The sequence below is a fragment of the Knoellia subterranea KCTC 19937 genome (assembly GCF_000768685.1).
Classification (GTDB): Bacteria; Actinomycetota; Actinomycetes; order Actinomycetales; family Dermatophilaceae; genus Knoellia; species Knoellia subterranea.
The window spans coordinates 79119-100243 of sequence record NZ_AVPK01000005.1; the positions used below are offsets into that span (position 1 = coordinate 79119).

22 protein-coding genes are annotated in these 21125 nt (G+C 69.1%); 15 read left to right on the plus strand and 7 right to left on the minus strand.

The annotated features are described in order from the left end of the window. Nucleotides 1-6 precede the first annotated feature (6 nt). From N803_RS09830 to ilvA, 8 genes are all read left to right on the plus strand, one after another. Nucleotides 7-525 (plus strand): SigE family RNA polymerase sigma factor, encoded by a 519-nt coding sequence (locus N803_RS09830; RefSeq protein ID WP_052112128.1) that lies wholly within the window; start codon nt 7-9, stop codon nt 523-525. Next, nucleotides 522-1994 (plus strand): hypothetical protein, encoded by a 1473-nt coding sequence (locus N803_RS09835; RefSeq protein WP_035904713.1) that lies wholly within the window; start codon nt 522-524, stop codon nt 1992-1994. Before N803_RS09830 ends, N803_RS09835 begins: the two co-directional genes overlap by 4 nt. A gap of 122 nt (nt 1995-2116) precedes the next feature. After that, nucleotides 2117-3316 (plus strand): cystathionine gamma-synthase, encoded by a 1200-nt coding sequence (locus tag N803_RS09840; RefSeq protein ID WP_035905039.1) that lies wholly within the window; start codon nt 2117-2119, stop codon nt 3314-3316. A gap of 1 nt (nt 3317) precedes the next feature. Then, nucleotides 3318-4634, plus strand: a complete 1317-nt coding sequence (locus N803_RS09845) for a glutamate mutase L (protein ID WP_035904716.1) — start codon at nt 3318-3320, stop codon at nt 4632-4634. 53 nt (nt 4635-4687) lie between these two features. Continuing rightward, a complete protein-coding gene (locus N803_RS09850) occupies nt 4688-5113 on the plus strand; it encodes a VOC family protein (protein WP_035905041.1) in 426 nt (141 codons plus the stop codon). Beyond that, nucleotides 5113-6084 carry an ATP-binding cassette domain-containing protein gene (locus tag N803_RS09855; RefSeq protein WP_052112129.1) on the plus strand — a complete coding sequence of 324 codons (972 nt, stop codon included), beginning with the start codon at nt 5113-5115 and terminating at the stop codon, nt 6082-6084. Before N803_RS09850 ends, N803_RS09855 begins: the two co-directional genes overlap by 1 nt. Then, a complete protein-coding gene (locus tag N803_RS09860) occupies nt 6081-6929 on the plus strand; it encodes an ABC transporter permease (RefSeq protein WP_035904718.1) in 849 nt (282 codons plus the stop codon). The genes N803_RS09855 and N803_RS09860 overlap by 4 nt, the downstream gene beginning before the upstream one ends. Nucleotides 6930-6975: 46 nt before the next feature. Beyond that, the gene (ilvA, locus tag N803_RS09865; protein ID WP_035904720.1) at nt 6976-8214 is read left to right on the plus strand and encodes a threonine ammonia-lyase; all 1239 of its coding nucleotides are present in this window, start codon (nt 6976-6978) and stop codon (nt 8212-8214) included. 93 nt (nt 8215-8307) lie between these two features. Here the strand turns inward: ilvA and N803_RS17490 are convergent, their stop codons facing one another. The 3 genes from N803_RS17490 to N803_RS09880 form a co-directional block, all read right to left on the minus strand. After that, the gene (locus tag N803_RS17490) at nt 8308-8856 is read right to left on the minus strand and encodes a DUF7010 family protein (RefSeq protein ID WP_052112130.1); all 549 of its coding nucleotides are present in this window, start codon (nt 8854-8856) and stop codon (nt 8308-8310) included. A 203-nt stretch (nt 8857-9059) separates the two neighbouring features. Next, nucleotides 9060-9548, minus strand: coding sequence for a transcription elongation factor GreA (gene greA, locus N803_RS09875; RefSeq protein ID WP_035904723.1), 489 nt, complete (start codon nt 9546-9548; stop codon nt 9060-9062). A gap of 304 nt (nt 9549-9852) precedes the next feature. Further along, complete coding sequence (locus N803_RS09880; protein WP_035904728.1) at nt 9853-10215, minus strand: DUF4307 domain-containing protein; 363 nt, start codon at nt 10213-10215, stop codon at nt 9853-9855. Nucleotides 10216-10329: 114 nt separating this feature from the next. Here N803_RS09880 and mca point away from each other — a divergent pair, with 114 nt between their 5' ends. Together mca and N803_RS17495 are read left to right on the plus strand one after the other, a co-directional pair. Further along, on the plus strand, nt 10330-11271 hold the full coding sequence (gene mca, locus N803_RS09885; RefSeq protein ID WP_035904731.1) for a mycothiol conjugate amidase Mca: 942 nt from the start codon (nt 10330-10332) through the stop codon (nt 11269-11271). After that, a complete protein-coding gene (locus N803_RS17495; protein ID WP_052112131.1) occupies nt 11268-11612 on the plus strand; it encodes a hypothetical protein in 345 nt (114 codons plus the stop codon). The genes mca and N803_RS17495 overlap by 4 nt, the downstream gene beginning before the upstream one ends. A 13-nt stretch (nt 11613-11625) precedes the next feature. Here the strand turns inward: N803_RS17495 and trhA are convergent, their stop codons facing one another. Continuing rightward, nucleotides 11626-12324: a PAQR family membrane homeostasis protein TrhA gene (gene trhA, locus N803_RS09895; RefSeq protein ID WP_035904734.1), complete on the minus strand. Its 699-nt coding sequence runs from the start codon at nt 12322-12324 to the stop codon at nt 11626-11628. 113 nt (nt 12325-12437) lie between these two features. On the opposite strand from trhA, the gene N803_RS09900 reads away from it, so the two are divergent. The 3 genes from N803_RS09900 to N803_RS09910 all read left to right on the plus strand — a co-directional run bounded on the left by N803_RS09900 (nt 12438) and on the right by N803_RS09910 (nt 15908). Then, a complete protein-coding gene (locus N803_RS09900; protein ID WP_035905047.1) occupies nt 12438-13199 on the plus strand; it encodes an isoprenyl transferase in 762 nt (253 codons plus the stop codon). A gap of 389 nt (nt 13200-13588) precedes the next feature. Continuing rightward, nucleotides 13589-14899, plus strand: coding sequence for an RNA 5'-3' helicase PhoH2 (phoH2, locus tag N803_RS09905; RefSeq protein ID WP_035905049.1), 1311 nt, complete (start codon nt 13589-13591; stop codon nt 14897-14899). Between the two features lie 253 nt (nt 14900-15152). Continuing rightward, nucleotides 15153-15908, plus strand: a complete 756-nt coding sequence (locus N803_RS09910; protein WP_245617152.1) for an aggregation-promoting factor C-terminal-like domain-containing protein — start codon at nt 15153-15155, stop codon at nt 15906-15908. A gap of 43 nt (nt 15909-15951) precedes the next feature. Here the strand turns inward: N803_RS09910 and coaA are convergent, their stop codons facing one another. Next, nucleotides 15952-16905 (minus strand): type I pantothenate kinase, encoded by a 954-nt coding sequence (gene coaA, locus N803_RS09915; RefSeq protein WP_245617153.1) that lies wholly within the window; start codon nt 16903-16905, stop codon nt 15952-15954. 97 nt (nt 16906-17002) lie between these two features. Here coaA and glmS point away from each other — a divergent pair, with 97 nt between their 5' ends. Then, entirely contained in the window at nt 17003-18862 is a 1860-nt protein-coding gene (glmS, locus tag N803_RS09920) for a glutamine--fructose-6-phosphate transaminase (isomerizing) (RefSeq protein WP_035904738.1), read from the plus strand. 30 nt (nt 18863-18892) lie between these two features. Further along, nucleotides 18893-19243 carry a holo-ACP synthase gene (locus tag N803_RS09925; protein ID WP_035904741.1) on the plus strand — a complete coding sequence of 117 codons (351 nt, stop codon included), beginning with the start codon at nt 18893-18895 and terminating at the stop codon, nt 19241-19243. On the opposite strand, the gene N803_RS18330 is transcribed toward N803_RS09925, so the two are convergent. After that, on the minus strand, nt 19227-19637 hold the full coding sequence (locus N803_RS18330) for a hypothetical protein (protein WP_035904744.1): 411 nt from the start codon (nt 19635-19637) through the stop codon (nt 19227-19229). The genes N803_RS09925 and N803_RS18330 overlap by 17 nt on opposite strands. Next, nucleotides 19634-21082, minus strand: a complete 1449-nt coding sequence (locus N803_RS09935) for a CCA tRNA nucleotidyltransferase (RefSeq protein ID WP_035904748.1) — start codon at nt 21080-21082, stop codon at nt 19634-19636. Before N803_RS09935 ends, N803_RS18330 begins: the two co-directional genes overlap by 4 nt. Nucleotides 21083-21125 lie beyond the last annotated feature (43 nt).

Genomic DNA, 21125 nt, shown 5'->3' on the forward strand with positions numbered 1-21125 from the left:
GTGGGTATGACCAATACAGCAGGGGCGGACCTCGACGGGTGGCTCGACGCCGCCATGCCGCGGATCTATGGGCTGGCGTATGCGTTGGCCCAGGATCGGCACCAAGCGGAGGACCTCAGCCAAGAGGCGCTCGCGACCGTCGTCAGCAAGTGGCGCACGGTGTCACGGGCGGACAACCCCACGGCATACGCCCGCCAGATCGTCGTCAACACCTTCCTCAGCCAGAAGCGCAAGCGATGGACGCGAGAGGTCGTCTCCGACGCGGTGGTGACGGAGTTGGTCCCGGCCACCGATGACCTCGCCGGAGGTGTCGTGGAGCGCGGCGCCCTCGTCGAGGCCCTGCGGAGCCTGCCACCGAGGCAGTGCACAGCCGTCACCCTGCGCTACTTCGAGGATCTGCCCGATGCCGACGTCGCCGCCCTCATGGGCTGCTCCGTGAGCACCGTCCGATCCTCCATCCACCACGCCCTGGCCGCATTGCGCGCCAGGTCCGCATCTTTTGAGCTCACGGGAGTCACGTCATGAACACGTCATTCGAGGATCAGGTCAGGGACGTCCTGCGCGATGCGCCGGAACCCGATTGGGCGGCTTTGCGGGCCGCCGTCGAGGACCGTGCCGAAGGCAAACGACGCGTCCGTATGCTGCGGGGCTCCGTTGCGGGATTCGCTGCGGCTGCCGCAGTGGCGGCCATCACAACCGGGGTCGCGATGGCACCCCTGTTCGAGGGCGACGGTGCCGCGCCAGCCGGCTCGACGACGTCGACGGTGCCCGACTCGACGCCCTTCGTGCCCCGGGTCAAGCACGCCAACGGTGGCTACACGATGCCGATGGCCTTCCCGGACATCGCCCCCAAGGGTGACAAGGCTCCCGCGGGCCTCGTCCGCTCCACGAAGGGCATGGGTACGCAGCCGGCCGGCGCGGACCCCGGCCGGAACACCATGGCCTCCGCGCCCTGTCAGTACGGGTCCTCCGCGCCGCAGCCCCAGCAGTGGGGTACCGAGGGGTGGACCTACCAGCGGGCGGGCCGAACGGACGGGGCGGTCAGGGCGGGTGTGACGGTGGCGGGCTGGCCCACGACTACTGCCATCACGGCGATGCAGCAGCTCGACCAGAACTCGGGTGCGTGCACGTTCGACCAGCACTTCCGCAAGGTCGCGTGGTCGGGGCTGTCCGCCTCGGAGGGGAACCAGTTCGTCGTCGACGAGTCCCGCATCGCCGAGGGCAAGCGTTATGTCGCCATCCGTCGGGTCGGTGACGTGACGGTCGATGCCTGGACGAGCGGCTCGGACGAACAGGCGGCTCTGGCGACGGCCCGCCGGCTCGTCGACGACTCGGTTGCCAACCTGCTCGCGAGCAAGGTCCTCGACGATCCGCAGCCGGCCGAGTTCGCGTGGACCGACGGGACCTCCGAGGGAGGTCCGGACAAGGCCCAGTTCATCCTCCCCGACATCGCCCCCTCGGCTGATGTCGCCGGTGTGAAGGGTCTGACCCGGGTGGACGTCTCGTCGGATGGCCCGGAGAGCATCTTCCCCCGCTCGGATCTCTACACGGTGCCCGTCCTGGGGGCGCAGGTGGGGGACCCGGTCCACCCCGGCAGTGAGTCGGTCGCCGGTCGAGTCGCCTTCTACGCGCGACAGTCAGGGGCCAACGCATCGCTGGAGACCTCTATCGTGTGGCACTCCTTCCCTGACGGGAAGAAGGCGTTCGACGAGATCATCGCCAACAAGGGGACGGCCCGGTGGCTGACAGCTCCCACGCGTGAAGCGTGGAGTGGACACGATGAGGGGACGACCTTCCTCGCCGGGCAGCCGGGAGAGAACGGGCCACAGCAGATCGCTCTCCGCCTCGAGGGGAACGTCCTGATCTCGGTGGTGGCCCAGGGTGAGACCCAGGTCCAGGCTCGCACCATCGCCACGAAGCTCGCCGACGAAGCGGCTAAGAACCTCGCCAGCTTCGGTCGCGGTCCCGACGGCCGCCCCGGCAACGGCAAGTAGTCGGATTCCGCCGCGCCTTGTGTGCCCCAGCGAGCCTGAATCGGGACCGCTGGGGCACACATGGCGAGGGGCAGAAGCGGCTCGCCGAAGGCCGAGCCGACCACCCGGCATACCCTGTGCTCATGACTGACGCAGGCAGCAACCCGGACCTCGGCTTCTCCACCCGCGCGCTCCACGCCGGACAGGATCCGGACCCCACGACGGGCGCCGTCGTCACCCCGATCTACCAGACCTCGACCTACAAGCAGGACGGCATCGGCGGGTTCCGCAACGGCTACGAGTACAGCCGCAGTGCCAACCCGACCCGCACCGCACTCGAGACCGGGTTCGCGGCTCTCGAGGGTGGTCAGCGCGGCTTCGCGTTCGCGTCCGGTCTTGCCGCCGAGGACACGATCCTGCGTGCGCTGCTCAGCCCCGGCGACCACGTCGTCGTGCCGTCGGACGCCTACGGCGGCACCTACCGCCTCTTCAACAAGGTCCTCAAGCACTGGGGCGTCGAGCACTCCATCGCGGCCATCGCCGACAACGATGCTGTGCGCGCCGCGATCCAGCCGGGCAAGACCCGCATCGTCTGGGTCGAGACCCCCACGAACCCGATGCTCGGTATCGCCGACATCAAGGCCCTGGCCGAGATCGCCCACGAGGCCGGTGCTCTCCTCGTCGTCGACAACACCTTCGCCTCGCCCTACCTCCAGCAGCCGCTGGCCGACGGCGCCGACATCGTCATGCACTCGACGACGAAGTACTGCGGTGGCCACTCCGACGTCGTCGGTGGCGCGGTCGTCGTGGGCCACGGCGTGACCGTGCCGTGGTTCGACAACGAGCCGGCGAGCGACCGGATCGGCTTCCACCAGAACTCCATGGGTGCCGTCGCCGGGCCCTTCGACTCGTGGGTCGTGCAGCGCGGCCTCAAGACCCTCGCGATCCGCATGGAGCGCCACTGCGACAACGCCGAGAAGGTCGTCGAGTTCCTCCAGGGCCACGACGGCGTGACAGCGGTGCACTACCCGGGCCTGCCCGATCACCCCGGCCACGAGGTCGCCAAGCGGCAGATGAAGCGGTTCGGTGGCATGGTCGCCTTCCGCGTCAAGGGTGGCGAGGACGTGGCGGTCAAGGTGTGCGCCGAGACGCAGATCTGGACGCTCGGCGAGTCGCTCGGTGGCGTCGAGTCGCTCATCGAGCACCCGGGCCGGATGACCCACGCGTCCGTCGCCGGGACCGAGCTCGAGGTGCCGTCCGACCTCATCCGCCTGTCCGTCGGCATCGAGGACGTCGAGGACCTCATCGCCGACCTCAAGCAGGCGCTCGACCGGCTCACCTGAGGTGTCGCTCGTCCTCTGCGTCGACGTCGGCTCGACCTTCACCAAGGCCGTCCTCGTCGACGTCACTTCCGGCGCGCTCGTCGGGGCTGCGTCGTCCCCGACGACCGTCGCGACCGATGTCATGGACGGAGTCGATTCGGTATGCCGGGAGCTCGCCTCCCACGGACCCGTCACCTCGACGTTGGTGTGCAGCTCGGCGGGTGGCGGTCTGCGGATCGCGGTGGTCGGCTACGAGCGTGAGGTGACCGCGGAGGCCGGGCATCGTGTGGCTCTGTCGGCGGGCGGGCGGGTCGTGCACGTGTCGGCCGGACCGCTGTCTGGTTCGGGTGTGAGTGCTCTGCGCGCGTCCGCCCCGGACCTCGTCCTGCTCGTCGGCGGTACAGACGGTGGCAACGCAGATGTGTTGCGACACAACGCAACTCGCCTCGCCAACGCGCGCATCACGGTGCCGATCGTCGTCGCCGGCAACGCCGACGTCGCCGACGAGGTGTCGGCCGAGCTGTCCCGCACCGGTCGGCGCCACGTCGTCACGTCGAACGTGTTGCCCCGGATCGGCGTCATCGCCCCCGACGCGGCCCGAGCAGCGATCCGCGAGGCGTTCCTCGTGCACGTCATCGGTGGCAAGGGTCTGTCGCACGGGCGTGGGTTCGCCGACCTCGTCAGGGCCGCGACCCCGGACGCCGTGCTTCGTGGCGTCGAGCTGCTCGCCGAGGTCCGTGGCGAGGATGTCATGGTCGTCGACATCGGCGGGGCCACGACCGACGTCTACACCGTCCTCAGCCCCCAGGGCGAGGACGCCGAGATCGAGCGCGACGTCGCCGGCACCCTGTGGCACGAACGCACCGTCGAGGCCGACCTCGGCATGCGCTGGAACGCCCTCGGCATCGTCGAGGCCGCCGAGCGCGAGCACCTCCCGTTGACGCCTTCGGCGATCGCGTATGCCGGCCACGTCGCTTCCGAGACCGGTCACCGCGCGTCGTCGCCGGGGGAGTGGGAGTCCGAGGCGGAGCTGGCCCGGGTCGCTGCGGTCGTGGCAGCGCGTCGACACGGGCGACCCCGGGTCGTCGGGGACCGACCGCGGCCGCTCGCCGACGTCGGACTCGTCCTCGGGTCCGGTGGGGTGTTCCGTCACGGACCGAACACCCCCTCCGAGGCCGCGTTGGGCGCAGTGACGAGCGACCACGCCGGCGGGTGGACGGTGCCGGGAGCCGCAGCGCGAGGCGTCGACACGGCAAACGTCCTCTTTGCCTGTGGACTGCTCGCCGACGAGCATCCAGAGGCGGCGCGTGGGCTCGCCGCGACCGTCCTGCAGGGGTAGCCGTCGAGAAAAGGGGTGGGCCGCTGTCGGTGGTCGGATCTAGCCTCGTGGACATGAGTGATGATGCCGCTCGACCTCCTGTGAAGCCACTCCTCGACCTCGTGGTGCTCGACTGCCCTGACGCCCTCGCGCTGGCCCAGTTCTATGGCGAGGTGCTCGGCTGGGACCTCGAGGACTCCTCTGACCGTGACTGGTCCACCCTCGTGCCACCCGGTGGTGGCATCGCTCCCGACCGGCCCGACGGGCGTGCGACGCTCGCCTTCCAGCGGATCGACGACTGGGCTGTGCCCACGTGGCCCGGTGGCTCGCACCCGCAGCAGTTCCACCTCGACTTCGCCGTGCCCGTCATTTCCGAGGCCGAGCCCGCCGTCCTCGCAGCCGGGGCGAGTGTCGCGGCCGAACAGCCGAGCGAGAGCGGGTCGTTCAAGGTCTACCTCGACCCGGCCGGCCACCCCTTCTGCCTCGTAGGAGCACCGTGATGCGCGACATCGTCATCGAGGCCCATGGCCTCGTCAAGAAGTTCGGCGACTTCACCGCCGTCGACGACGTCAGCTTCGAAGTGCCCAAGGGATCGGTCTTCGGCCTGCTGGGTCCCAACGGAGCAGGCAAGACGACGACGGTGCGCATGATGACGACGCTCGCCGTGCCCACGGCGGGTTCGGCCCGGGTCGCCGGGCACGACGTCGTGGCCGAGCCCGCGGCCGTGCGTGCCTCGATGGGACTCACGGCGCAGAGCGCCACCGTCGATGACCTGCTCACGGGGCGCGAGAACCTCCGGCTCATCGGCGATCTCTATGGGCTCGACCGCAAGTTCGTCCGCTCGAGGTCGGAGGAGCTGCTCGAGCAGTTCTCGCTGACCGAAGCGGGCAACAAGGTCGTCAAGGACTACTCCGGCGGAATGCGCCGTCGTATCGACCTCGCGGTGAGCCTCATCGCGCAGCCGTCGGTGCTCTTCCTCGACGAGCCGACGACCGGCCTCGACCCCCGCAGCCGCGTGGAGCTGTGGGACGTCCTGCGCAACCTGGTGCGCGACGGGACGACGCTGCTGCTCACGACGCAGTACCTCGACGAGGCCGACCAGCTCGCCGACGACATCGTCGTCATCGACCACGGTCGAATCATCGCCCAGGGCACGCCGCTCGAGCTCAAGAACCAGTCGGGTGCGGCGAGCCTCGTCGTCACCGTGTCGCGCCACGACCGGGTGGAGCAGGCGGCCGAACTGCTGCGCGGCGTCGTCGAGGGCGACGTCCACGTCGACGTCGATGCCCGCAAACTCACAGCACCTGGCGGGGACGTTTCCGCGCTCAGCCACATTGCGAGTCGACTCGGAGAGGCCGAGATCGACGTCGACGACCTCGGCATGCAGCGACCCAGCCTCGACGACGTGTTCCTCGCCCTCACCGGGCACAAGGCCGAAGACTCCACCAACCAGGAAGAGGTTCCGGCATGAGCGCCGCCACGGATGCCATCGCCATCGACCGGGCGGCCCCCACGCCGCAGGGCGCCGGTCGGCTGCGCCAAGTCCTCACGCTCGTGCGGCGCAACCTGACGCACATCAAGCGCCAGCCCGAGATGCTCACCGACGTGACGATCCAGCCGATCATGTTCGTGCTGCTCTTCGCCTACGTCTTCGGTGGCTCGATCAACGTTCCCGGTGTCGACTACAAGCCGTGGCTGGTGCCGGGGATCATGGCTCAAACGATCGCGTTCAGCTCCTTCATCGTCGCCATCGGGCTCAACACCGACATCGGCAAGGGCATGGTCGACCGGCTCCGGTCACTCCCCATCGCGCGGTCGTCGATCCTCGTCTCCCGTTCCATCGCAGCCCTGATCCACTCGAGCATCGGTGTCGCCGTCATGACGGTGACCGGCCTGTTCATCGGGTTGCGCTTCCACGAAGGCCTCGGCCGTGCCGTGCTCGGCTTTCTCCTCCTGTTGCTGTTCGGCTTCGCCATGATCTGGGTCGGCATCCTCGTCGGTTCGGCGATGCGTTCGGTCGAAGCCGTCAACGGGCTGATGTTCACGACAATCTTCCCGGTCACCTTCCTCTCCAACGCCTTCACCATGGCCGACCGGATGCCGGGCTGGTTGCGGACGATCGCCGAGTGGAACCCGATCAGTGCCCTGACCCAGGCGTTGCGTGACAACTGGGGGGTCGCGGGCGATCCGGTCCGGGCGACCGCCCCGTGGCCGCTGCACCATCCGGAACTGGCGACCCTCATCTGGTCGCTCGCCATCACGGCCGTGATCGCGCCGCTCGCGCTCCGCGCCTTCAACGCCCGCACCACCGACTGATCAGCCACTCGACGGCGCCGCGCGGGACGTGAGTAGCCTCACGCCCATGACACCCACATCGTCGTCGGTGACGGTGGCCGAGATCCGTGCCGCCGCTGACCTGCTCTCCACTGTCATTGCTCCCACACCCATGGAGTTCAACCGAGGTCTGTCGCAGCGCATCGGCGCCGACGTCTACCTCAAGTGCGAGAACCTCCAACGGGCCGGCTCCTTCAAGATCCGCGGTGCCTACAACCGGATGTACCACCTCACCGACGAGGAGAAGGCCCGCGGCGTCGTCGCTGCCAGCGCGGGGAACCACGCGCAAGGTGTGGCTCTGGCCGGACAGATGCTCGGCATCGCGGTGAAGGTCTACATGCCCGTGCGGGCACCCATGCCCAAGGTCCAGGCCACCAAGGCCTATGGCGCGACGATCGAGCAGGTCGGGGAGACGCTGGACGAGAGCCTCGTCCACGCCCGCGCCTGGGCCGAGGAGACCGGCGCCATCCTCATCCACCCCTTCGACCACGACGACATCGTCGCCGGGCAGGGGACCTGCGGACTCGAGATCCTCGAGCAGTGCCCCGACGTCAAGACCGTCGTGGTCGGGCTCGGTGGCGGTGGCATCCTCGCGGGGATCGCCGTCGCGATGCGCGAGCTCAAGCCGGACGTCCGCATCATCGGCGTCCAGGCCGAGCAGGCTGCGGCCTACCCGGGCTCACTCGCAGCGGGCCACCCCGTGGCCGCGACCAGGATGCAGACCATGGCGGACGGCATCGCCGTCGGACTCCCGGGCGACGTGACGTTCCCACTCGTGCGCGACCTCGTGGACTCCGTGGAGACCGTGAGCGAGGAGGGCATTTCACGGGCACTGCTCTTCCTTCTCGAGCGGGCCAAGCTCGTTGTGGAGCCCGCTGGTGCCTCGGCCGCCGGCTGGCTCCTCGAGAACGCCGGCAGCGCGGACATCGAGGGCCCGATCGTGTGTGTCCTCTCGGGAGGCAACATCGACCCGCTCCTCATGATGCGGATCATCAGGCACGGCATGGTCGCGGCCGGCCGTTATCTCCAGTTCTCCGTTCGCGTCCCGGACACCCCCGGATCACTCGCGGCGATCCTCGCCGACTGTGCCGCAGCCGACGCCAACATCCTCGAGATCGAACACATCCGCACCGGCCGGGAGATCAGCGTCGACCAGGTCGAGATCGCCCTCCGGTTGGAGACCCGGGGGCCCGAGCACATCGAACGGGTGCTCACCGCGATGCGTGACAAGGGCTACCAGGTCATCCACGACCCCGACCACGACTGACCGCTCCCACGACTCCTTGCCCCAGCGGGACACGGAGCAGCGGCCGTAGGCCGCCCGCACGTGTCCCGCCCGGGCAAGAAGTGGGCTTGGGGGTCAGGCCCTGAGAGACGGTCGAGTCGACTGGGCCTGTCGGAGGGCCCAGGCGCTGCCCCAGAGGACGAGGGCGGCGCCGACGCCGGTGACGAGCAGCGACATCTGCACCTCGCCGGTCGTCAGCGCCACGGCGAGCCCCACCAACGCGACGAGGACGAACAGCCCGCCGACGACGCCGTAGCCCGACCACTGGAACAGCCGTCGGAACGGGAGGAAATGCACCCCGACGATGGCGGCGACGATCGGCGCAATGAGTTCCTGTCGTCCGGCTCGGACACACGCCCACACCGTCACAACGATCGCCACGAGCTGGGTGAGGTTGACGAGGTTGTAGGTGCGCGTGACCTGTGGCGCGTTCATCGGGCCGTCATTGCGGGTGCCTCGTGCGGTGATCACGGTCGTGGTGATGCCAGCGACGATTCCGGCGACGAGGAACGCGAACATCGCGCCGCCGTTCAACCCGTTGCTCGCGGCCAGCCACCAGATGGTGCCCATGATTCCGAACACGAGCGCACCCATGCGTGAGCCGATGGGTGCTGCGGATGCCATGTCGGGATGCCCTGTCGTCATGTGTCCATGCTCGCCGGACACCCGGCACCCCCACATCCACTCCTGGGTGGGGCGCGGGTCCACCAAGCGGTGGACCGGGCAACCGGTCGCGCGATGGTCCCAGACAGCACGAAACGCCGAGCGCAGACCTCGCGCTCAGCGTTCGTGTGACGGCGACCGCTGGGCGGTTCGCTCGAGGGTGGTCAGCCGGTGTACGGCTTGGCCGAGAGGATCTTGACGTCGATCTGCTTGCCGTTGGGGGCCTCGTAGCTCGTCGAGTCCCCGGCCTGCTTGCCGTTGACGGCCGCGCCGATGGGGGACTGCTCGCTGTAGACCTGCAGGGAGCCGTCGGCGATCTCGCGCGACCCGAGGAGGAAGGTCTCCTCCTCGCCGAACATCTCGACCGTGACGAGCATGCCGGGCTCGACGATGCCGTCGTCGGGCGGTGTCTCGCCGATGATCGCGTTCTCGAGCAGCTGCGTCAGCTGGCGGATGCGGGCCTCGTTCTTGCCCTGCTCCTCGCGCGCTGCGTGGTAGCCGCCGTTCTCCTTGAGGTCGCCCTCTTCACGGGCCGCCTCGATCTTCGCGACGATGTCGGCGCGACCGGGGCCGGAGAGCTGGTCGAGCTCGGCCTTGAGGCGGTCGAACGCCTCCTGGGTCAGGTAGCTCGTCTTGACGACGGTCTCGCTCACTGAGATTCACTCCTCGGGTGCCCGCGATCGGGCGGCGCAGCCGCATCGAGTCACGGGGGTGGTGGTCCTACGTGAAAGGGCCCGGGGCCGGAACCAGTGCGGTTCGGTGGGCCCCAGACCCAGTGGTGCAAAGGACAAGGATAACAACGAGGTGGCGAAAAGGCACACCGATTGGTGCTTTGGCGGGCCACGGCGGCCATGTTCGGCCCTTTATCGGGTGACCCGACTTTGGGCTGCTTGATCCGAGGTGGCAACCCGGGCGGAGCGGCCCTTTGTCGGGTGACCCGATAATGGGGGGACGGGGTCAGGGGATCCGGACGCAGGACGAGACGATTCCCACGACAGCGCGGGCACTGGTCCGGACAGTGACAACGCGGTGGACCGACGTCGCACCCGCGGGGACGTCGTCGGTGATCGTGCCGACGCGTCCGTGCCTCACGTCCTGGGCGTCGACCGTGCACTGCACGGCGGCGCCGTCGGGCCGGTGGACGTCGTAGGAGACGGTGACCTCGGAGTCGGACACGACGTTGTATGCCGTGACGACCGCCCGGAGCGAGTTCGCCGATGCGAGGGCGAACCACACGATGACGGCCACGGCGGCCGAGATGCCGACGGCACCGATGACCCACCACTTGGTGGTGCCGGGGGCGGGGCGGGGGAGCGGCATACAGCGTCCTGGGTCGAGAGCGGCCGTGCACCCAGTGGGTGCAAAGATGGTCGGAGACCATTGTCGCCGGTGCGATTTCTGCGCGTGCGACCACCCGAACGAGAAGGACCTTCCGTGGCTGATCGCCTCCGTCTCATGTGTGTTCACGCGCATCCCGACGACGAGTCGAGCAAGGGTGCCCCCGTCATGGCGAAGTACGTCGACGAGGGCCACGATGTCCTCGTCGTGTCCTGCACCGGCGGCGAACGCGGCGACGTCCTCAATCCCAACCTGGCCGACAACCCCGAGATCCAGCGTGACCTCGCCCAGGTCCGGCGTGACGAGATGGCCCGCGCCCAGGCGATCCTCGGTGTCGACCACACGTGGCTCGGCTTCGTCGATTCCGGTCTGCCAGAGGGCGATCCGTTGCCGCCGCTGCCCGAGGGCTGCTTCGCCCTCGAGCCGGTCGAGGTGGCCACCGAGGCGCTCGTGCGCGAGATCCGCCGGTTCCGCCCGCACGTCATGACGACATATGACGAGAACGGCGGTTACCCGCACCCGGACCACATCATGTGCCACACCGTGTCGATGGCGGCCTTCGAAGCGGCAGGGGACCCCACGGCATACCCGAATGCCGGTGACCCGTGGCAGCCGCTGAAGATCTACTACAACCAGACCTTCAGTCGCGGCCGCGTCGTCGCCTTCCACGAAGCCCTCACCGCGCTGGGCGAGGAGAGCCCGTATGCCGCGTGGCTGGAGAACTGGGATCCCTCGCGTGAGCGGACCATCACCACTCGGGTGAAGTGCGACGAGTGGTTCGAGCGGCGTGACAACGCGCTCCTGGCGCACGCGACCCAGGTCGACCCCAACGGCAACTTCTTCCGGGTCTCGCGCCAGCAGCAGGCGAAGGTGTGGCCGTGGGAGGACTTCGAGGCCGGACTGTCCTACGTCCCGATCGTCGAGGGCGAGGACGACCTTTTCGCCGGCCTGCCCACGGACCTCGCCGAGGCGGACGCGCTCGCGACGTCCGGCACGCTCACCATCGCCCATGACGGACGCAAGGAGCGCACCGTATGAACGCCGTTGTCACCCCGATGCTCACCCTCGCGCACGCGTTGCCGATGTCGCCGAGCCCGTCGCCGTCGCCGAGTGCGGCCCTCGACGGCACCCCGAGCCAGCAGGCGGCTCCGGGACTGTGGGCGTTCGTCGCCTTCCTCTTCCTCGCCATCGCGCTCTGGCTGCTCATGCGCAACATGAACTCCCGACTGCGCCGTATGTCCTACCGGGCGAAGGCGGCCGAGAAGGAGGCCGGGGCCGGCCCCGAGGGCGACCCTGCGAAGGACACCGCCAAGGACACCGCGGCGCAGGACGACGCGGAAGGGCAGGACTCCGGCGAGTCCGACAACTCCGGGCGCTGACGCGCCACGGCGCTCAGACCTTGTCGTACAGCGCGATCGACGCAGCGATGTAGTGCGTCGCGAACGCGAGGATCGTCAGCGTGTGGAAGATCTCGTGGAACCCGAACCAGCGCGGTGAGGGGTTCGGTCGCTTGATGCCGTAGACCACGGCGCCGGCGATGTAGAGCACGCCACCGGCGACGACGAGGCTGACGACGGTCGTGCCGGCGTGCTTGAGGAGTGGCCCGAGGAAGAACACCGCGACGGAGCCCAGTGCGACGTAGACCGGCACGTAGAGCCACCGGGGCGCGTGGATCCACACGAGGCGGAACAGCACGCCGAGGATGGCGCCCGTCCAGATGATCGCGAGGAGCGTGCGTCCCTGGTCGCGCGGCAGCAGCAGCGCGAAGGGCGTGTAGCTGCCCGCGATGATGAGGAAGATGTTCGAGTGGTCGATGCGGCGCAGGACCGCACCCCAGCGCGGCGACCAGTCGCCACGGTGGTAGACCGCGGACATCGCGAAGAGCAGCACCGCGGTCAGGGTGAAGACCGCTGCGGCCGCGCGGGCCTGGACGGTGTCGCCGAGGACGACGAGGACGAGGCCACCGATGAAGGCGATCGGTGCCATGGCCAGGTGGAGCCAACCACGGAGCTTGGGCTTCACGGCGTCTAGGACGGCGTCGACGCGCTCTTCGAGGGCGTCGATGGTGCGGGGCTCGCGTGGGTTGCTCATGGTCCATCAACGATACCTACGTTTGCGTAGGTTCCCTGGCCAAAATGTGACGGGTTCGTGGTGGGAAAGGTCTCGTTACCGGGCAGCGGGTGGGCCAGCGGTACCGTGACCGCATGGCGCTCACGGATGTCCTCTACACGGCATACGAGCGTCGTCTGGCGAAGTCACTCGGTCCGGAAAGCATCCCGCGACACGTGGGCATCATGCTCGACGGCAACCGGCGGTGGGCCAAGGCCCGCGGCGCCGGGACGAGCGAGGGGCACCAGGCCGGAGCCGACAACATCGCGAACCTCCTGCAGTGGTGCGAGGAGGTCGGGGTCGAGGTCGTCACCCTGTGGCTGCTGTCCACCGACAACCTCAACCGGTCCGAGGCCGAGCTGCGCCCCCTCCTCGGGATCATCGAGCGGGCCGTGTCGACCCTCGCCGACTCGGGGCAGTGGCGGCTCAACCTCGTCGGTGCGCTGTCCCTCCTGCCCGCCGAGACCCGGGAACGACTCGAGGCGGCGGCGGCCCGGACCGCGACTGTGGACGGGCTGCTCGTCAACGTGGCGGTGGGCTACGGCGGACGTCGTGAGATCGCCGATGCCGTGCGCTCGCTGCTCCTCGAGCACGCCGATCGCGGCACGACCATCGAAGAGCTCGCCGAGATCCTCGACGTCGAGCACATCGCCGACCACCTCTACACCAAGGGACAGCCGGACCCCGACCTCGTCATCCGCACGTCGGGGGAACAGCGGCTCGGCGGCTTCCTCCTGTGGCAGAGCGCGCACTCGGAGTTCTACTTCTGCGAGGCGTACTGGCCAGACTTCCGCAAGGTCGACTTCCTCCGCGCGCTGCGGGCCTTCGGTGAGCGCCACCGCCGTTTCGGAACCTGACGCCGGAACCACACCAGTCACACCCAGCACGCCTGTCACACAACGTCATCGCGCTCTCCGAGATGCCGTCGAGTTAAGGCTGCGTGAACACTCCGACACGCCGCCCAATGTGCTCGACACGCCAGCCTGCGGGAGTCGTAGCGTCAGCAGGGACGCGTCACCCTGACGTGTTCGGGAAGGCCCAACGCATGGAGCTCACGATGCTCCGGAGGAGGGGCCGGACCCGGCTCCTGCTCACCGCAGCGGGCCGACCGGCACCACCACCTTCGAGCAAGCGCACCTGACACCGGTGCGCGCTTAGGAGCCCTGCCGTGGCCACGACCTCGCGATCGACCTCCTCCTCGACGACCAGCGCCGGGGGCACCCGGCAGCGCGCCAAGCGCAAGGGAGTGGCCGAGGCCGCGCCCACTCGGACCTATGTCCTGGACACCTCCGTCCTCCTCTCGGACCCGCGGGCGATCCTACGGTTCAAGGAGCACGAGGTCGTCCTCCCCGTCGTCGTCGTCACCGAGCTCGAGGCCAAGCGCCACCACCCCGAACTGGGCTACTTCGCCCGCACCGCTCTGCGCCTCCTCGATGACCTGCGCATCAAGGCGGGCCGGCTCGACGCTCCCGTCCCGGTCGGTGAGGACGGCGGCACGCTCCGGGTCGAGCTCAACCACACCGACCCGTCGTCGCTCCCGGCCGGATTCCGCCTCGGCGACAACGACACCCGCATCCTGTCGGTGGCCAAGAACCTCGCCAACGAGGGCAGCGTCGTCACGATCGTCAGCAAGGACCTGCCCATGCGGGTCAAGGCATCGGCGTGCGGCATGGAGGCGCAGGAGTACCGCGCCGAGCTCGCCGTCGACTCCGGCTGGACCGGCATGACCGAGGTCGAGGTGACAGTCGAGGAGATGGACCACCTCTACGAGTACGGCCGCCTCGAGCACCTCGGTGCCGCGGAGCTGCCCTGCCACACCGGCCTCAAACTGCTCTCACCCCGCGGCAGTGGCCTCGGCCGGGTCGGCGCCGACAAGCAGGTCCGTCTCGTCAAGGGCGACCGTGACGCGTTCGGCCTCCACGGTCGCAGCGCCGAGCAGCGCATCGCCCTCGACATCCTGCTCGACCCGGACATCGGCATCGTGAGCCTCGGTGGCCGCGCGGGCACCGGCAAGTCGGCGCTCGCGCTCTGTGCCGGACTCGAGGCCGTCATGGAGCGTCGCCAGCAGCGCAAGGTCGTCGTCTTCCGTCCGCTCTATGCCGTCGGCGGTCAGGAGCTCGGCTACCTCCCCGGATCCGAGCAGGAAAAGATGAACCCGTGGGGCCAGGCGGTCTTCGACACCCTCTCCGCCCTCGTCTCGCGCGAGGTCGTCGAGGAAGTCCTCGACCGCGGCATGCTCGAAGTCCTGCCGCTCACCCACATCCGCGGGCGGTCGCTGCACGATGCGTTCGTGATCGTCGACGAGGCCCAATCGCTCGAGCGGAACGTCCTCCTGACCGTCCTCTCCCGGATCGGCCAGAACTCGCGCGTCGTCATGACCCACGACGTGGCCCAGCGTGACAACCTTCGGGTCGGCCGCCACGACGGGGTCGCCGCCGTCATCGAGAAGCTCAAGGGCCACCCGCTGTTCGCGCACGTCACCCTGACCCGGAGCGAGCGCAGCCCCATCGCCGCGCTCGTCACCGACCTGCTCGAGCAGGAGCACGGCGACCTCTGACGCCCGAATCGGCGTCCCACGACGATCCGGTATGCCGTCCGCCCGAGGTGGGCGGACGGCATACCGGAGTCGTGTGGTCGCGATGTGACCCGCGTCACGATGCGTTCGGGCACGTCGTGCTGCCGAGAGGGCCATGCTGGAGAGCCCGGTTTGGTCATCGGCGGCTCATCGCGTACGTTGGTCTCGATTTGGTAACGCAGCCCGACTGCCCCGTCAGCCGGGCTGTTGCACGTCGTGAGAGGAAACCTTCCGTATGAGCCGGTATCGCGGAGCCCACCGTGGGCGCCACGCCCGTCCGTCCGAGGGACCCCTCGCGCAGGCCCTGGGCGTGGCCCGCCGTCCCGCCGTCACCGCTGGCATGGCCCTGACCCTCGTCGGCACGGGTGCGATGGGTGCCGGGGCGACCGGCGCGAACGCAGATGCGGAGCCCTTCACCCTCAGCCCCAACGCGATGTCCCTGGCCGCGCTGTCGGCCAAGGAGACCTCGGCCGACAACAGCCGCATCTCGTCCGAGCGTGCGGGCGCGAACGCCCAGAGGGCAGCCGTCAACGCGAAGCAGGAGGCCGAGGCCAAGGCCAAGGCCGACGCCGCCGCGGCTGCCGCCAAGGCGCAGGCCGAGGCTCTCGCCAAAGCCCGCGCAGCTGCCGCCGAGAAGGCCGCCCGCGACAAGCAGCGCGCCTCGATCATCGCCAACGCCAAGTCCGACCCTCGTTCGGCTGCGCGCGAGCTGGCCGCGTCCGAGTACGGCTGGGGCGACTCGCAGTGGCGCTGCCTCAACCTCCTGTGGGAGGGCGAGAGCTCCTGGCGCTACACCGCCGAGAACCCCTCGTCCGGGGCCTACGGCATCCCGCAGAGCCTGCCGGCCCGCAAGATGGCGAAGTTTGGCGCGGACTACCGCAGCAACCCGATCACCCAGATCAAGTGGGGCCTCTGGTACATCGAGGCGTCCTACGGCTCGCCGTGCAACGCCTGGAACAAGTGGCAGAGCCGCTACCCCCACTGGTACTGAGCCCGCGCTGACGGCGCCCGTTCCGCAACCCGGCGGGCGTGCTTCAGAGTCGGCGCAGGCGAATGTTCGTCACAGCGTGGTCCGCACCCTTGGTGAGCACGAGCGTGGCCCGGTCGCGCGTCGGCAGGACGTTGCGCAGCAGGTTGGGCTCGTTGATCCGCTGCCAGATCCCTGCCGCGGTCTCGCGGGCCTCGGCGTCGGTCAGGGCCGCATAGCGGTGGAAGTACGAGTCGGGATCGGCGAAGGCGGTCTCACGCAGGCGCAGGAAGCGCTCGACGTACCACGCGCGCAGCTGCTCGACCGGGGCGTCGACATAGACCGAGAAGTCGAAGTAGTCCGACAGCACCTGGCGGGTCCGCAACGGGTCGGTCCGCACCGTCGCCGGCTGGAGGACGTTGAGCCCCTCGACGATCAGCACATCCGGCTGGTCCACGACGATCTCCTCGCCGGGAACGATGTCGTACGTGAGGTGCGAGTACACCGGAGCCGACACACGCGGCATACCGGACTTCACGTCCGCAACGAAACGCAAGAGCGCGCGGCGGTCGTACGACTCGGGAAAACCCTTGCGCTGCAACAGTCCTCGCGCCTCGAGGTCTGCGTTGGGGCGCAGGAATCCGTCGGTCGTGATGAGGTCGACCCGAGGGGTCTGGGGCCAGCGGCGCAGCAGTTCTCGCAGGACGCGGGCGGTTGTCGACTTGCCCACGGCCACCGATCCGGCGATGCCGATGACGAAGGGAACCTTGGCCGGGCGGTCGCCGAGGAAGTCCGTGGTGACCCGGTGCAGACCCGCAGTGGCATTGACATAGAAGGCGAGGAGGCGGGACAGCGGGAGGTAGACCTCCTCGACCTCCTTCATGTCGACCCGGTCGCCGAGACCCCGCACCCGCGCGACCTCGTCGGGCATCAGCGTCAGCGGGTGGTTCTCGCGTCGGGCGGCCCAATCGGCACGGGTGAAGTCGACATAGGGCGACGGCACGTCGAGTGAGGCAGACACGCGCGCCATTGTGACTCACCCGGGCGTTCTGGGGGTGCTGAAGCGGCGGGCTCCGCATGGTTCGGGTTGGGTCCGGGGAGCCATTAGTCTTGCCGACATGTGTGGAATCGTGGGATATGTCGGCAGCGCCAACGGTGAGCGCGCCGAGGCCGTGGTCATGGAGGGTCTGGCCCGCCTCGAGTACCGCGGCTACGACTCCGCCGGCATCGCGCTCGTGACCGTTGACGGCGTCGAGTCCGAGAAGCGTGCGGGGAAGCTCGAGAACCTCCGGGGCGCCCTCGAGTCGCACCCGCTCGACGCGTCGCGCACGGCGATCGGCCACACCCGCTGGGCCACGCACGGCGGCCCGACGGATGGCAACGCCCACCCGCACTTGGGTGGCACGGACGACAAGCTCGCGCTCATCCACAACGGCATCATCGAGAACTTCCACTCGCTCAAGAAGGAGCTCCTCGCGGAGGGGGTCGGCTTCGCGAGCGAGACCGACACCGAGGTCGCGGCCAAGCTCGTCGGGCGCGCGTTCGACGAGACCGGCGACCTCACGACGGCCATGCAGCAGGTCGTGAACCGCCTCGAGGGCGCCTTCACCCTCCTCGCCGTCCACGCCGACCAGCCCGGTGTCGTCGTCGGTGCCCGCCGCAACAGCCCGCTCGTCGTTGGTCTGGGCGAGGGCGAGAACTTCCTCGGCTCCGACGTCGCCGCCTTCATCGGCTACACCCGCAAGGCGCTCGAGCTCGGTCAGGACCAGATCGTCACGATCACGGCCGAGGGTCACCAGGTCATCGGCTTCGACGGCACGCCCGCCGAGGGCAAGGCCTACGACGTCACGTGGGACGCCGCGGCTGCCGAGAAGGGCGGCTACGCGACCTTCATGGAGAAGGAGATCTTCGACCAGCCGCACGCGGTCGGCGACACGCTCCTCGGCCGGACCAAGGACGACGGTGAGCTCGTCCTCGACGAGCTGCGGATCAGCGAGGAGCAGCTCAAGAACGTCGACCGCATCACCGTCGTGGCCTGTGGCACGGCGGCCTACGCGGGCATGGTCGCGAAGTACGCCATCGAGCACTGGACCCGCATCCCGGTCGAGGTGTCGTTGGCCCACGAGTTCCGCTACAGCGACCCGATCGTCAACGAGCGCAGCCTGGTCGTGAGCATCAGCCAGTCTGGCGAGACGATGGACACGCTCATGGCCGTCAAGCACGCCCGCGAGCTCGGCGCCCTCACCCTCTCGATCTGCAACACGCACGGTTCGACGATCCCGCGCGAGTCCGACGCCGTGCTCTACACCCACGCCGGCCCCGAGATCGCGGTTGCGTCGACCAAGGCGTTCCTCGCGCAGATCACCGCCTGCTACCTCCTCGGCCTCTATCTCGCCCAGCTCCGCGGTGGCACCTACGCCGACGACGCCAAGGCGGTCATGCAGGAGCTCCACGAGGTGCCCGGCAAGATCGAGGCGCTCCTCGGCACGATGGACCGGGTCAAGGAGATCGCCCGCTTCATGGCCGACACCCGCTCGGTGCTCTTCCTCGGCCGCAACGTCGGCTTCCCCATCGCCATGGAGGGCGCGCTCAAGCTCAAGGAGCTCGCCTACATCCACGCCGAGGGCTTCGCCGCGGGCGAGCTCAAGCACGGCCCCATCGCCCTCATCGACGCGGGCCAGCCGGTCTTCATCGTCGTGCCGGGACCGGACACCCCGCACGAGCTGCACAAGAAGGTCGTCTCCAACATCCAGGAGATCCGGGCCCGCGGTGCGCGCACGATCGTCATCGCCCAAGAGGGCGACGAGGACGTCGTGCCGTTCGCCGACGAGGTGATCCGCGTGCCTCGGACGTCGCCGCTTCTCCAGCCGCTGCTCACGGTCGTGCCGCTCCAGGTCTTCGCGCTGCACCTGTCCACCGCCAAGGGCCTCGACGTCGACCAGCCCCGGAACCTCGCCAAGTCCGTCACCGTCGAGTGAGGCTGACTCGGTGAGGCGCGGGGCGCAGCGATGATCGTCGGCACGGGCATCGACGTCGTCGACATCCCGCGGTTCGCCGAGACCCTCGAGCGCACGCCCGGCCTGCTGACCCGGCTCTTCACGGAGACGGAGCGGGAGTTGCCGATGCGTTCTCTCGCAGCGCGATTCGCCGCGAAGGAGGCGTTGGCCAAGGCGCTCGGCGCTCCGGCGGGTCTCGCCTGGACGGACGTCACGGTGGTCCGCGGCGACGACGGGCGCCCGCACATCGTCATGCAGGGCACGGTGCAGGCTCGCGCCGACGAGCTCGGCGTGAAGCACATGCACGTGTCGTTGTCGCACGACGCGGGGATCGCCTCCGCCGTCGTCATCGCCGAATCCTGATGCACCTGACCCGCCGACCCGAGGAGTCCCAGTGATCGAGGCGTGGAACCCGGAGGACGTGTATGCCGCCGAGGCGGCTCTCGAGGAGGAGCTCGCCTCGGGTGAGCTCATGGCGCGCGCTGTCGAGGGGCTCGCCGAAGTCGTCGCGGCGCGGCTCTCGCAGTTGGGTGCCGAGACGGTCGACCACACCGGCAGCCACCCCCACGGCATACGTCTGGCCGATGGCAACCGCGGTGACCGCAAGCGGCAGGACAAAGGGCACCCAGGAGTGCGTCCGCAGACGGATGTCCGACTCATCCTCATAGCGATAGGCCCGCGAGTCGAGCCACCGCGTCGCCCACAGACCGAACAGGACCGAGAGCAAGGCCGCGCCGGCACCAACTCCCAGACTCATGACGTGGACTCCTCTTGCTCGGCCCACCACGTCCTCAGACGGTCCGCCGCGGCTTCCTTGCCGATGGGGCCGTCGTCGAGTCGCACCGAGAGCAGGAACTTGTAGGCGCGACCGAGCGCCGGTCCAGGAGCGATCCCCAGGACCTCGGCGATCTCGTTGCCGTCGAGCTCGGGTCGCACCGCGGCCAGTTCCTCTTCGGCCAGGAGCTTCTCGATCCGCGCCTCGAGCTCGTCGTAGGTGCGAGAGAGCCGTTGTGCCTTGCGGGCATTGCGCGTCGTGCAGTCGGCCCGTGTCAGGCGGTGGAGCCGCTGCAACAGCGGTCCGGCATCGGTGACGTACCGGCGCACCGCGGAGTCCGTCCACTGCCCATCGCCGTACCCGTGGAAGCGCAGGTGCAGTTCCACGAGGCGCGCGACAGCCTTGACTGTGTCCTTGTCGAAGCGCAGCGCCCGCAACCGCTTCGCGGTGAGCTTGGCACCGACGACTTCGTGATGGTGGAAGCTCACGCCACCACCACCTTCGAAGCGACGCGTCGCGGGCTTGCCGATGTCGTGGAGCAACGCCGCCAGACGCAGCCACAGGTCGGGCCCGGGCACCGACTCCTCCGGTCCATCGGCCGGACCTTCGAGGTCGATGGCCTGCTCGAGGACGATGAGGGAGTGGACGTAGACGTCCTTGTGTCGGTGGTGCTCGTCTACCTCCAGTTGGAGGGCCGGAAGCTCGGGAAGCACGTATGCCGCGAGCCCGCTTTCGGTGAGGAGCTCCAGTCCCGCTCGGGGATGGTTCGCGAGGATGAGCTTGACGAGCTCGTCGCGGATCCGCTCGGCCGAGACGATCTCGAGGCTCCCCGCCATCTCACGCAGGGCGGCGAGGACCTCGGGTGCGGGCACGAACCCGAGTTGAGCCACGAAGCGGACCGCTCGCATCATCCGAAGTGGGTCGTCGCCGAAGCTCACCTCAGGAGTCGACGGGGTCCTCAGCACACGGTCACGGAGGTCGCCGAGGCCGCCGTGCGGATCGACGAACTCCAGTGAGGGCAGGCGCAGCGCCATGGCGTTGATGGTGAAGTCACGCCGGACCAAGTCCTCCTCGAGGGAGTCACCGAAAGCCACGACCGGTTTGCGGGTCACTCCGTCGTAGGCGTCGGCCCGGTACGTCGTCACTTCGACAACGGTCTCGGTCCCACCCTCGCGTCGACGTGCGCCGATCGTTCCGAAGTCCCGACCCATGTCCCAGGTCGCTGTGCCCCACTCGCGCAGGATCGCCTCGGTCTCGTCGGGCGAGGCTGACGTCGTGAAGTCGAGGTCTGGGGGCGTCCGCCCGAGGAACGCGTCGCGCACCGGTCCACCCACCAGGGCCAGCTCGTGTCCCGCCGCGGCGAAACGGGTCCCCAGATCGGTGAGGAGCGGAAGCACCGGCACGAGTTCGGCGACGGCACGCTGCATCTGGGCCGCGGTCGGCGAAGGGGTCTGGGACTCGGGTGACACG